Annotated in this window: 13 protein-coding genes; 1 reads left to right on the top strand and 12 read right to left on the bottom strand. The window is 40.4% G+C overall.

The genetic code is table 11. The features are described 5' to 3' along the window. The 10 genes from thrS to ACO05G_RS08615 form a co-directional block, all read right to left on the bottom strand. Complete coding sequence (thrS, locus tag ACO05G_RS08570; protein ID WP_421765573.1) at nt 1-1,944, bottom strand: threonine--tRNA ligase; 1,944 nt, start codon at nt 1,942-1,944, stop codon at nt 1-3. After that, entirely contained in the window at nt 1,944-3,011 is a 1,068-nt protein-coding gene (locus ACO05G_RS08575; protein WP_421765574.1) for a tetratricopeptide repeat protein, read from the bottom strand. The genes thrS and ACO05G_RS08575 overlap by 1 nt, the downstream gene beginning before the upstream one ends. A 42-nt stretch (nt 3,012-3,053) precedes the next feature. After that, nucleotides 3,054-3,830: a helix-turn-helix domain-containing protein gene (locus tag ACO05G_RS08580; protein WP_421765575.1), complete on the bottom strand. Its 777-nt coding sequence runs from the start codon at nt 3,828-3,830 to the stop codon at nt 3,054-3,056. Next, nucleotides 3,830-4,114: a hypothetical protein gene (locus ACO05G_RS08585; RefSeq protein WP_421765576.1), complete on the bottom strand. Its 285-nt coding sequence runs from the start codon at nt 4,112-4,114 to the stop codon at nt 3,830-3,832. Before ACO05G_RS08585 ends, ACO05G_RS08580 begins: the two co-directional genes overlap by 1 nt. A 60-nt stretch (nt 4,115-4,174) precedes the next feature. Further along, nucleotides 4,175-5,167 (bottom strand): glycosyltransferase family 2 protein, encoded by a 993-nt coding sequence (locus tag ACO05G_RS08590; protein WP_421765577.1) that lies wholly within the window; start codon nt 5,165-5,167, stop codon nt 4,175-4,177. Continuing rightward, nucleotides 5,160-5,942: a hypothetical protein gene (locus ACO05G_RS08595; RefSeq protein WP_421765578.1), complete on the bottom strand. Its 783-nt coding sequence runs from the start codon at nt 5,940-5,942 to the stop codon at nt 5,160-5,162. Before ACO05G_RS08595 ends, ACO05G_RS08590 begins: the two co-directional genes overlap by 8 nt. Before the next feature lie 95 nt (nt 5,943-6,037). Continuing rightward, entirely contained in the window at nt 6,038-6,724 is a 687-nt protein-coding gene (locus tag ACO05G_RS08600; RefSeq protein WP_348282123.1) for an SGNH/GDSL hydrolase family protein, read from the bottom strand. 59 nt (nt 6,725-6,783) lie between these two features. Continuing rightward, a complete protein-coding gene (locus tag ACO05G_RS08605; RefSeq protein ID WP_421765579.1) occupies nt 6,784-7,590 on the bottom strand; it encodes an energy transducer TonB in 807 nt (268 codons plus the stop codon). A gap of 113 nt (nt 7,591-7,703) precedes the next feature. Then, complete coding sequence (locus tag ACO05G_RS08610) at nt 7,704-7,988, bottom strand: GNAT family N-acetyltransferase (protein ID WP_348282121.1); 285 nt, start codon at nt 7,986-7,988, stop codon at nt 7,704-7,706. Then, the gene (locus tag ACO05G_RS08615) at nt 7,978-8,346 is read right to left on the bottom strand and encodes an MmcQ/YjbR family DNA-binding protein (protein ID WP_348282120.1); all 369 of its coding nucleotides are present in this window, start codon (nt 8,344-8,346) and stop codon (nt 7,978-7,980) included. The genes ACO05G_RS08610 and ACO05G_RS08615 overlap by 11 nt, the downstream gene beginning before the upstream one ends. A 541-nt stretch (nt 8,347-8,887) precedes the next feature. On the opposite strand from ACO05G_RS08615, the gene ACO05G_RS08620 reads away from it, so the two are divergent. Continuing rightward, nucleotides 8,888-11,158 (top strand): TonB-dependent receptor, encoded by a 2,271-nt coding sequence (locus ACO05G_RS08620; protein ID WP_421765580.1) that lies wholly within the window; start codon nt 8,888-8,890, stop codon nt 11,156-11,158. On the opposite strand, the gene ACO05G_RS08625 is transcribed toward ACO05G_RS08620, so the two are convergent. Together ACO05G_RS08625 and ACO05G_RS08630 are read right to left on the bottom strand one after the other, a co-directional pair. Beyond that, nucleotides 11,155-11,889: a transporter gene (locus tag ACO05G_RS08625; protein WP_348284380.1), complete on the bottom strand. Its 735-nt coding sequence runs from the start codon at nt 11,887-11,889 to the stop codon at nt 11,155-11,157. The two genes, ACO05G_RS08620 and ACO05G_RS08625, sit on opposite strands and share 4 nt — an antisense overlap. Nucleotides 11,890-11,898: 9 nt before the next feature. Further along, a complete protein-coding gene (locus ACO05G_RS08630; RefSeq protein ID WP_348284381.1) occupies nt 11,899-12,105 on the bottom strand; it encodes a DUF6728 family protein in 207 nt (68 codons plus the stop codon). Nucleotides 12,106-12,138 lie beyond the last annotated feature (33 nt).

Genomic DNA, 12,138 nt, shown 5'->3' on the forward strand with positions numbered 1-12,138 from the left:
TCAATTGATAAGTTCAGCCACTTTATTGTGGAAAAAACTCACAAACTCTTCTTTTTTCATAGATCCGATATCTCCCGCACCGTGTTGACGCACTGAAACAGCCCCTTCGGCTTGCTCTTTCTCTCCTACTATCAACATATAAGGAATCTTTTTTACTTCTGCATCCCGGATTTTTTTACCAATTTTTTCATCCCGCTCATCGATGTACCCTCGAATGTCCTGCTCTTGCATATCACTGTAAAGCTGCTTTGCATAGTCATGATACTTTTCTGAGATCGGTAAGATCGCTATTTGCTCCGGAGCGAGCCATAAAGGAAAATCACCCGCACAGTTTTCGATTAGAATGGCAATGAATCGTTCCATTGAACCGAATGGCGCACGGTGGATCATTACAGGTCTATGCTTCTGATTGTCATTTCCTACATACTCCAATTCAAATCGGTCAGGTAAGCTGTAGTCTACCTGGATCGTTCCTAATTGCCATTTTCTGCCCAATGCGTCTTTGACCATAAAGTCAAGCTTTGGTCCATAGAAAGCTGCTTCACCATATTCTACGACCGTTTGTAATTCTTTTTCATCAGCTACTTCCTGAATTTCACGTTCTGCTCGATCCCAATCCTCATCATTACCAATGTACTTATCAGGATTATCAGGATCTCTTAATGAAACCTGAGCAGTGAAATCTCCGAATCCCAAAGCACCAAACACGTGCAATACCAGGTCAATTACTTTTGCAAACTCTTCTTTTACCTGATCCTGTCTACAAAAGATGTGTGCATCATCTTGCGTAAAACCTCTTACCCGTGTAAGTCCATGTAGCTCACCACTTTGCTCATACCTGTAAACAGTCCCAAATTCGGCATATCGGATAGGTAAGTCCTTATATGACCTGGGTTTGGATTTGTAAATTTCACAGTGATGAGGGCAATTCATTGGTTTCAGCAAAAACTCCTCATCTTCTGCTGGGGTCTTAATTGGTTGAAATGAATCCTCACCATATTTCGCATAGTGCCCGGAGGTAACATAAAGCTCTTTTCCACCAATATGCGGAGAAACTACTTGGTCATATCCTGCTTTCAGTTGAGCCTTTCTCATGAAATTTTCCAGTCGCTCTCTCAATACAGCTCCCTTTGGCAACCATAGCGGAAGTCCTTTTCCAACTTTATCTGAAAAAGTAAACAGCTCGAGTTCTTTTCCGATCTTTCGATGGTCTCGAAGCTTGGCTTGCTCTAATAACTCCAGGTGTTCTTTAAGTTCTTTTTGTTTTGGAAATGAAATGGCGTACAGTCTTGTTAACTGTTTTCTATTTTCATCACCCCGCCAATAGGCCCCTGCTACATTCAGGATTTTCACTGCTTTGATATACCCGGTATGAGGAATGTGTGGTCCACGGCATAAATCCGTGAAATTTCCTTGATTGTAAAAGGTAATACTTCCATCTTCAAGCCCATCAATTAGCTCAAGTTTATACTCATCCCCTTTCTCCTGGTAGAATGAGATTGCATCAGCTTTAGATATCTCTCTTCGTGTGAATTCATTTTTCTCACGGGCTAGCTCGAGCATTTTATTCTCGATAGCAGCAAGGTTGTCTGCATCGAATTCGATATCACCAAAATCGATATCGTAATAAAATCCATTTTCTATAGGCGGACCTATGCCTAGTTTTATTCCTGGATATAAAGCTTCAAGTGCCTCTGCCATCAAATGAGCTGATGAATGCCACATCGTCGATTTACCTTCATCGTCATTCCAAGTTAATAATTGAAGCTCAGCGTCCTCTTCTATCGGGCGAAATGAATCTCTAACTTCTCCATTCACTTTAGCTGCAAGTACATTTCTAGCCAACCCTTCGCTTATGCTCATGGCCACATCTAAAGCTGTACTCCCTTTATCGTAGGTGCGCTTAGATCCATCAGGTAAGGTAATGGTGATTTGATCACTCATTAATTTTCAATTTTTTTTGATTTTAATTCTAATACAGGAATCTTACTTTCCTCAAATTTTAAGCGCTGCAAATATGCAATTTTTCGCTGTATAAGGCCTATTCTTTGGACAGCTAATGTGTCCTGTGAGTTCAATTCAAGCAAAAATTCATAATACTTCATTGATGTTGAGTACCAACCGCGATCCTCGTACAACCTACCTGCTTTCCAAATGGGTTTTCTTTTGGTTGAATCTTTTTCAATAACCGATGTAAGTACATATCCGGCTGAGTCCCACATTGCATCCTCGAGATACCAATCTGCTAATAAGTAAGCCACTGTATCTTGGTTGGCAAATGGTTTAATCACCTTTCGAGCTCGTGGGATGTTGTCTGTTTCATTAAGCGCCAATGCGTAAGACAGTTGCACCTGAAAATCATCCAGATGATTCATTGCAAATTTTTCTAAAACAGATATCCCGATTTCCTGATAACCTAATTTCATTAAAATTTTGCCATAATCCCAGATTAGGTCATGTTCCGGTGATGAGTTATAAAGTTTTCCCAGGTTGTAAGCGGCAAGTGCTGTGTCTTTTAATTGTAAGTACTCACCCGATGCAAAAGCAAAGTCTTCATTTGCATTGTGGTTAATCAGATAGTTTCTCAATTCGACCATGGCTCTGGTCGTTTTTCCTGATCTCACAAGAGCCTTTATGTAAAGTTGGTGAAATTCATCCTTCAGCTCATATTCGTCCATCCATCTATTTAAAACTCCATATAAAAGATCGTACTGCTCATGCTTTTTGTAGTAGTTGATATATTGTTTAACCAGTTGATTGGTCATTCCATGGATTTCCTTGTGGGTATCAAGTGCTGAGATACATGTGGCTGGCCAGTCTAACTGTTCACAATAAAAGAGTTTTTGATCAACCAGTTGTTTATTATCGGGATCAGCATTCAACTTTTCATTGATTTGATCCATCGCTTCGACATAGAAGCTTGCATGAAGTTTAGGCACAGTGATCTTTTCCTTGTCCGGCGAAGAACAAGAAATGAGTGCAGAAATCAATATGAAAAAAAAGACCCTCATTTTGAAGGTCAAAGTTAAATTGAAAGAAGTGGAATAATGCGTTTAGTCAGAACTCTTCTTTAAGCGTTCGACATCATTTCGAAGATTTCCAATCATACCCATCAATTGATCCATAGATAAATCATCAGATGTATTTGGATCAGGAAATTCTACAGAGATATAAGCTTTGGCTTCCCAAATCTCTACAACTTCAGCAGGATCCAACTCATATGCACTAAAGGACTTGTTATCTGAGACTAAAAATAGCTTGCCTTTCTCTTCAATGTAGTTGAATACCCGTTTGTAGACGACCCCTTCAGATTGTGTAACCAGCACATAGGTGTTACCATTTCGTATGTATGACAATTGTTCCACGTACTTTCCAATGATAATACTCCCGGAAACAATTGGTAGCATGGAGTCTCCTGCAATCTCGAAAGCACGATACGTTCCTCCTTTTGGTAAGACTGGAAGATGGAACCGAGGGAGGTCTGTTAGGTATTCCGGATCCGCAAAACCATTTGTATACCCGGCTGCAGCTTTGGTAGGCACCAATTGGATGAATTCTTCATCCGCATTTTCATCTACTGTCACAGCCAGAACCTTCACGTTCTGTTTGGGTACCCGATTTTCTTTCGTCAAGTCTTCATTTATCAATTCATCAACTGTCACCTCAAAGAGCTCTGCCATTTTCGAAAGTGTAGTCAGGCGTGGGTCTGCTCTACCCTCTTCATAAGCACCTACAGATGGTCTATTGATTCCCAAGGTCTGTGCAAATGTTTCCTGTGTGAAGCCTTTCTTCTTTCTAAGAAACTTGATGTTATTTGGTATTCGTGCCATTATTCAAAAATGATTAGGTTGGATGGTTGTGCTTCTTGACCCACATTAAACAAGTGAAAGTGACGGTATTCTACGCTCTTATCTAACTCTTTCAATCTTCTTCTAATCCTACTTATCACAGATTTGAGGGTTTCTTCCGCTTCCACCAATACGTATCCATAAAGTTCTTTATCTCTTCTGATCGTGGCAAAGAATTTGACTTGATACCGTCCGGAATGTAACTTCTTTGAAGAAATCTTGAGCTTATAATAATCATCTAGTATCAAATCCTTTGCTAACTGCATGAATTAGTATTTGATGCTAAAATTAGTAAAAATTATGAAATACTAAAATTTTTAGACTTATTATGATGCAATAATGTAATTAATGCCTTCTATATAGCCTCTGCCATTCAGAAAGTCTCTTATTTCATCCCTAGCTCCACGATTGCCTACGTAGGAAACAATGAACGCCTCATCTTTTTCAGGTACATCGGAATAATGAATGGTATGATTTCCTGCCTTTACATCAATGAATTTTACTGCCTGAACTCCTTCTTCTATCACGTATTCACTCCTTCTTCTGGATAACCTCCCAGCACCCCATAAATAAACTTTCGGGTGAAAGGGATTATTCTTTATCAGCCACTGTGCCAGATACTTTGCTTTAATCCTAAAAAATGAATCCTGAGCATACCTGTCATCCGTTCGGGTCAGGCGAGTTTCCAGATCACGCCATTTTAAAATGATTTTATTCACCTTTTTCATCTTTACTCCATGAGATTGGAGTCGTAGAAAAAACTCATAGTCCTCGGGAAAGTCTCCTTCCTCGTACATTCCGAATTGTTCTACAACCTCCTTTCGAATCATGATAGTTGGATTTGCTATTGGAAACTCAACAAATTGATTGATCCGTATTTCATCTTCAGTTTGAATATCGTTGAGCCAATTTACATAGTGCCTGAAGCCCTCATTTTCCTTTGGACCCATATACTCAACTAAGCCGGAAACTAAGCCAAGTGAGGGTTCTATTTCAAACGCCTCTACCTGCCATTTGAGTCGATTAGGATACGCAATATCGTCTGCATCCATTCTGACGATCAAGGAGCCTTTAGCACTTTGCATTCCTGTATTGGATGCAAAAACAACTCCTTTTTCTGGTTCCCTCAGCAGCTGTACATTGGATATATGTTCAAAGGATTTTGCCACTGCAGATGAATTATCCGTACTGGCATTGTCAATAAGTATCAGTTCAAAATTTGAATATGACTGATTTAGTATACTCTGAATGGATTCCTTAAGAAAAGGTGCATTATAAAAGGGTAGAATTACAGAAACTAATGGTTGGGGATTAGCCATTTCCACTTTCTTCCTCTGTACCCTCCTCTGTTGTAGGTGCCGGAGTAGGAGTTTCTACTGGAATTGTCGTACTATCGCTTTTCTGTTTCTTTTTGAAAAGGCCTTTGAAGAACGGGGTTTTTGTTTGAGTAGAATCCGGAACCGCATTACCTAATGAATCTAACTGAACAACCCTGGGTGTTGGTTTAGGACGATTATCTATAAATTTTTTACCGAAATATTTATTGTAGTACTCCTGCTCTACATTAAAATTATCACTCGGGTCATACCCATATAAATATCGAGGTTTATCATCTTCAACTGCAGCAACTGGTTGTGTTGTCAATGTATCAGAACGTAGAGAATCAGCTACTAATGAAAGGGAGTCTACGCCAAAGTCTGACGCTACAAAATCATTCGAAACCGGCTCTGGAGAAAATACATTTTCCATAGGAGCCGTTCTGAGCTGATATTTCTTGATTGGGTATGGTGTGTGCTTGATGATTCCGTACTTGGTCTGTTTTTGTACCCTCCAGGGCACCACCTTTTCACCGGCATAGGCGTAGTAGTCTGTTTTTGGTTGCGCAACAACTCCAAGTGAGTCATTCGGATCTGATCCTCTTTGCTGAGCGAGGTATTGGTTGCGAGTGTTTTCATCCAACTGCCACACGTATGAAAAATAGGCATCTCGGGTGGAGTCATCCAGGATATAGGTGCTCTGAAATGCAGGGCATATCACTTTGTCCTGACATGACATCAGGGAAACATAACACACAAGAATGATCAGCCTCTTCATTGAGAATGGTTGTGACAAGCAGTGATTTGGATCAAAAATAGGTGTATTTTCTGTTATACCGATAAATCAACGACGAAATTGAACTTTTAGTAGATTTATCTGGATGAAAGATTGTTAAACACGTGATCATACATCTGATCTACCCACATTTTGTACATCTTCCCCGATGGATGGAGACCATCAGAAGCGATTAAAGACGAGTTGTCTTTTGCTTTTTTTGAACCAGGCGTGATATCAATAAATTGCACATCCCGAAGCTTAGATATCTTTTCCGCTATGGCATTATAATTATCAAGTTCTCGGGCAATCTTATCGGCATCCAGCAGTTTCTTTTTAGCAAATGGAGTCACTCCGTAATCTGGGATAGACACAACCATCACATTATATGGGTTTCCACCAGCAAACTTTATGGCCTGATCTAAGAGCTGCTTGAACTCTCTCTCATATTGATCTATTGGATATCCACGGTATTGATTGTTTACTCCTATCAAAAGCGTAACAAAATCATAAGGGCCTTCCACATCAGCTTTAACGATACCTGAAATTAATTCATCAGTGGTCCACCCTGTGGTAGCCACGATGACCGGGTCGATCTTAATGGAGTCTTTTCTTAACCTGTGAGCTAATTGTACAGGCCATCTTTCATCCACATTTACCGCCTCTCCAATGGTGTATGAATCACCCAATGCCAGATGTACAAAACCTACATCACTCATGGGTTCTTTCTTTTGGGTGGCACATGAAATCAGGGTAAAAAAGCATAAAATGATCAATAAACGCATGATTAGGGATTTTATGCAAATTACAGATTTGCACCGAATAATCCTTAATCAATTAACGATCAGTTGCTATCTGCCATCATGAAGCGAACGGGGATAATTTTCCTAACACGAACAGGAATACCTCTTTGCTTTCCAGGAGTCCAGTTTGGAGCATTTTGAATGACTCGAATGGCTTCTTCATCACACCCGGCTCCTATGCCTTTCACAACTTGGGCTTGTGTAATTCGCCCATCTTTTTCAATTACAAATTCGACAAAAACTGAACCGGTTATTCCTAGCCGCAATGCTCTTGATGGATAATCGAGCTCATCGGCCAGATAGGCATAAAATGCATCCAAACCGTCTTTAGGAAGTGGTTCTTGTTCTACAATGACAAAAATTTCTTCAACTTCCTCCGGTGGCTCCTCAGGCACCACAAAATCGATAACCTCAACCGCTTCATTCTCAGTGACTTCAACATCCAGGGTCATTTCTATTTCTTCAATGATCTCTGTATCCTTCACCTCTTCTATCTTAAAGACCTGTTGTTTTGGTGGTGGAGGTGGTTGCTGGCTACTTGGGGGTATTTCAATGATTTCATTAAGGTCGGACTCCACCTCACCTAAACTTACCAACCCTTTCACATCGTAGGTTTTCCAATTTATTGCTGTAATCACAAAAAGTAAACTCAGGGTCATCCCTATATTGAACAACATAGGTCTAATGGCTAAATCCTTAGTTTTTCGTTCTTGCTTAATTTTCAGAAGACCTTCGTAAATCTGAAGCCTTTTATTTTGATCAATTATTTTCTGATTAGTGGTCGAGAGCTTCTGAATAGTCTCAGCAGGAAGACCCTCAGTGGCATCTATTGATTTAGCAGATTTCATAGCATCAGGTTTTAAATGGATATTAGTAAACCTATTGACTAAGAAAGACTTCCCTAATGACCTACATTAATGCTCGGAATGATTTAAGTCAGTTTGATTCCCTGGCCATCACGCTAGAGCACATCCTTTAAATCTACATTTTTATTGAAAACCGAACGGGCAAATGGACATAGCGGGACAATGCTTATGCCTTTATTTCTTGCATCTTTAACTGCCCTGTATACCAATTTTTCTCCTAATCCTGTCCCCCGCTGGGCATCTCCCACTTCCGTATGATCAATAATGATACGATCTGAGCCAGCAACAGAGTATGTCATCTCAGCTACCCGGTTTCCATCAATTTCTACATAGTATGATCCCTTGGTTTCGGATTCCTCATTATGTATTTCAATTTCCATCTTTTAGGGTTTTAAGTTCATCTTTCAATTTCTTGGGTAATTTCTCCACTATCAACTCATAGCTGTGGTCAATCAATTTTCTTATCATATTATCAGAGACCCCTCCATCTGTATAGACAGAGTTCCATTGTTGTTTATTCATGTGATATCCGGGACGGATAGAACCATCATACTGCTCCCTCAGCTCAACAGCGTATTCCGGATCACATTTTAGATTGATAAATTCGAAGGTTTCGATCCCTGTAAGCGCATACATTTTGTTCATGACTTTGAACACCAGCGTATCTGGTCCGAAAGGTGTATGTTCGGTTGTACCAGGCTTAGCAAGGCAATACTCACGGAATTCTTCAATATGCATGTTGGAAAGTTAAGACGAAAATTCCTATTCAAATTAATCCAGATTGTATTGATGATCCTGTTGAAAGATCTTCATCACTGACATCCATTTCATGTTCACACACAGTCTACACACAGATACTTCGACAGGCTCAGTATGACATCTGCACTTTTTGATTAAAGAGATTGGGAATTCACTATCAGCATGTCATCCTGAGCGAAGTGATGGGTCTTCATCAGTCATGGTCCTGACCATACCCACAGCGCAGATACTTCGATAAACTCAGAATGACAGCTACGCTCCCTTTTTGTTAGCGAGAAATCATTCCAGAATGTCATCCTGAGCAAAGCGAAGGATCTTTATCAACTTATCCCCTTTCAGCCCACAGATACTTCGATAAACTCAGTATGACACCTACGCTTTTGTTTGAAGTCTGATACTTCAACAGCCTCAGTATGACACCTACACTCACTTTTGTAAAGGGAAATTATTGTAATCTTATTTTTAGACTGATCTAAATTTTTGTTTTGTTTCAACTAATTAATAGTTTTGCCTTATCGCAATGGAAAAAAGAAATCTTATACCAGTCGGAGTTAAAATTCTACTCATGTTGCCACTGTGGACATATGGGCAGACCCAATTAACCGGAACCGTCAAATTTGATGATGAAGGTTTTCCTGGAGCTACTGTTCAATTACTTGAACATGAATATGGTGCAGTGACGGATGCAAACGGAGACTTTACAATCGATCAAGTGCCCAATGGAACTTATACGTTGGAAGTGCGCTCAGTTGGATTTAAGATGATCCGTGAGAAAATTACCGTACCTACCACTTCTAAAATGATTTTCAAACTTGAAGAAAGTACCCTGACTATGGATGAGGTGGTTGTAACCGGCACTATGCAACCAACCTTTGTTTCTCAGTCCCCGGTTAAGGTTGAGGTAATAACCGCCAAACACTTAAATACTTACATCCCGGCTGCAGCCACCAGTGTGGTTGAGGGCATTTCACTCGTCAACGGAGTGCAAGAGGTGGTAGCGTGTGGTGTTTGTTTTACCAATAGTATTTCCATCAATGGACTTCCCGGCCCCTACACAGCCATACTTATGGATGGGTCTCCTATCTATGGTAACCTTGCATCGGTGTATGGGCTCAATGGAATTCCGAGCATGATCATTGACCGTTTTGAAGTCATAAAAGGACCGAGTTCTACCCTTTATGGATCGGAAGCAGTAGCTGGGGTCATCAACATTATCACGAAAGATCCTTCAACCCAGCCTGTATTCTCAGCAGATGTTATGGGCACCTCCCACTTCGAGTCTTTTGGAAACTTCTCGTTAGCTCCTCGTGTAGGGAAAAGTTCCGGGTTTATTGGGCTCAATTATGCTTACATCAATGACTTTGACGATGAAAATCGGGATGGATTTGGAGACAACATCAACCTTGATCGGATTTCCTTATTTACTAAATGGGATATCAGTCGTCCGTCAAATAAAAAATTCTCTATTTCCGGCAAGTACTACTATGAAGATCGAAGAAATGGAGTCGAGGAGTTCTTAGCAGATCGTAATTACCAAAGACTGAGAGGAAACGATCAAATCTATGGTGAGAGTATCTATACACACCGCTTTGAACTATTTGGTACGTATGAGTTTGACCTTTCAGAGAATATACGAATTGATTACTCGCTAAGCACACACGAGCAGGACAGCTACTATGGTGCAGATTTCTACAAGGCTTCTCAAAAAATTGCCTTTACTAATTTCATATTTGAGAAAGAAATCAAAAATCATCAACTCACAACAGGCATTACCTCCCGCTATCAGTCCTATGATGATAATACCATCGCGACACAAATAAATGGTGAAAACGCACCTGATAATCAATATACACCGGGTGTCTTTATCCAGGATGAATGGAAGCTATCAGAAAGATTTACCGCACTTAGTGGTTTACGGGTAGATCATTATGAGGATCATGGCGTAATTCCTGCACCAAGATTCAACCTTAAATATAAACCTACGCAATGGACGACTCTTCGGTCAAATTTTGGGACCGGATTCAGAATCGTAAACCTCTTCACAGAAGATCATGCCTTTGTAACCGGCCAACGAGAAGTGATCATTGAGGAAGAACTGCGACCTGAGGAGTCATACAACTTTTCTTTTAACCTAAATCATATCTATACCCTTGGCCAAAGCCAGGGCATGTTAGATGTGGATCTTTTTTACACCTATTTCACCAATAAAATCACTCCTGATTATGAAAGTGAAGGTCAAATAAGGTATTCCAATACGGACGGATATGCCGTAAGTAAGGGAATTGGGTTTAACCTTCAGCAAGAGTTAGCATCTCCCCTTGCCTTTAATATTGGTTTCAACCTTCAGGATGTGACAGAAAAGGAAAATGGAGAAAAGCGCTCCATCGAATTCGCACCAAAATGGACGGGAATTTTTACGGCCAACTATACTCACAAACCATGGGAAATGACGATAGGGTATACGGCAAGAGTGACGGGTCCAATGGCTCTACCTGAAGTGTTCGACCTGGATGAAAATGGCGAACCTTTATCCACCCCAAGACCAACAGAATCGGCACCATTTGCCATTCACAATTTACAGATATCAAAAACTCTAAATAAGGGCTGGTCCATATACGGAGGGGTACAGAATATTTTTGATTATGTACAGCCCTGGTCTCCTTTGACAGGAACTAACGATCCAAATACGAATATCGGCTTTAGTGATAATTTCGATACGGCCTATGCTTACTCTCCAATCCATGGAAGAGAAGTATACCTGGGGATTAGCTGGAGTTTAGCCAGGAATTAAAATCCAATAGCCGCACCAAATCCAATGAAATGATCCGGGGAAATATCTGAAAGTCCTACGCCAGCTGAAATATCAAATTGAACATTATTCGAACAGAGATAAATCAAACCTGTATTGAACCTGTGATCTGATGTACCATCTTGAAAAAATCCATACGGCTCTGCAAATACCGACCATCCGGGTAGAAATGAATAGCCCAATACCACACTATACAACGTTTGTGTATTGTCCTCAGGAAAGGACATTCCAATATTGTAACCTAGCGAGAGAAATTCGGAGAGTGTATTTGAAAAATTTAAGCGGACTTCCGGAATAGCTTCATTCGGGCGAAAAGGTTTTTTTCCATTAGCTAAAGTCACCTGGCCAAGTAGACTTACTTGAGGAACAGCTCCTTGCTCCCCTACTAAGTGAATTTTTGTTCCTAAGGTAATAGGTGAGAGTCCGCTCACCTTAGAGTCAGTTAGCTCATCGGATTGCTGCTGAATGTTTTGCGTGATGCGGAATTCTACCCCTTCGATTAGTCCTATCCGAACCAAAAAATTTGCAAAAGTGGTAGTGGACACATCTCCGGATTTTTCATGGATAAATCCATATTCAATTAACGCATTACCCCTGGGCATCACCATGGAAGATGCAGACTGAGTGGGGCGATCGGTAACAATGGCATCATCATCTTGTGCTGATACAGAGATGATCGACATTAAGGCGATTAGGCAGAGTATTTTTTTCATGAAGCTAATTTAAGCTCTGCCGATCGCTCTTACAATCATTATGATTACTGCACCCAAAAACATCAAAATTGAGATCTTGTTGATCGTATGCATGGCTCTTAGGTTAAAGCTCTTTGGCCGATTCGGGTCTTTCTTCCTGAAGAAGTAAGTGAGTACTTCTGAAAAGTCAAAATAATTGACCTTCTGCTCGGTATTTTTATGCTCTTGATTTTCCATATTCTGTTGAACTACAAATTTAAGCAAAGTGTT

The organism is Ekhidna sp. (assembly GCF_965227465.1).
Taxonomy (GTDB): domain Bacteria; phylum Bacteroidota; class Bacteroidia; order Cytophagales; family Cyclobacteriaceae; genus Ekhidna.

Bases quoted from the DNA above. Each gene is read 5' to 3' on its own strand.
- ACO05G_RS08590 (WP_421765577.1), bottom strand. From the start codon at position 5,167: ATGGCTAATCCCCAACCATTAGTTTCTGTAATTCTACCCTTTTATAAT.
- ACO05G_RS08595 (WP_421765578.1), bottom strand. From the start codon at position 5,942: ATGAAGAGGCTGATCATTCTTGTGTGTTATGTTTCCCTGATGTCATGT.
- ACO05G_RS08580 (WP_421765575.1), bottom strand. From the start codon at position 3,830: ATGGCACGAATACCAAATAACATCAAGTTTCTTAGAAAGAAGAAAGGC.
- ACO05G_RS08630 (WP_348284381.1), bottom strand. From the start codon at position 12,105: ATGGAAAATCAAGAGCATAAAAATACCGAGCAGAAGGTCAATTATTTT.
- ACO05G_RS08625 (WP_348284380.1), bottom strand. From the start codon at position 11,889: ATGAAAAAAATACTCTGCCTAATCGCCTTAATGTCGATCATCTCTGTA.
- ACO05G_RS08575 (WP_421765574.1), bottom strand. From the start codon at position 3,011: ATGAGGGTCTTTTTTTTCATATTGATTTCTGCACTCATTTCTTGTTCT.
- thrS (WP_421765573.1), bottom strand. From the start codon at position 1,944: ATGAGTGATCAAATCACCATTACCTTACCTGATGGATCTAAGCGCACC.
- ACO05G_RS08585 (WP_421765576.1), bottom strand. From the start codon at position 4,114: ATGCAGTTAGCAAAGGATTTGATACTAGATGATTATTATAAGCTCAAG.
- ACO05G_RS08620 (WP_421765580.1), top strand. From the start codon at position 8,888: ATGGAAAAAAGAAATCTTATACCAGTCGGAGTTAAAATTCTACTCATG.
- ACO05G_RS08615 (WP_348282120.1), bottom strand. From the start codon at position 8,346: ATGCATATTGAAGAATTCCGTGAGTATTGCCTTGCTAAGCCTGGTACA.
- ACO05G_RS08600 (WP_348282123.1), bottom strand. From the start codon at position 6,724: ATGCGTTTATTGATCATTTTATGCTTTTTTACCCTGATTTCATGTGCC.
- ACO05G_RS08610 (WP_348282121.1), bottom strand. From the start codon at position 7,988: ATGGAAATTGAAATACATAATGAGGAATCCGAAACCAAGGGATCATAC.
- ACO05G_RS08605 (WP_421765579.1), bottom strand. From the start codon at position 7,590: ATGAAATCTGCTAAATCAATAGATGCCACTGAGGGTCTTCCTGCTGAG.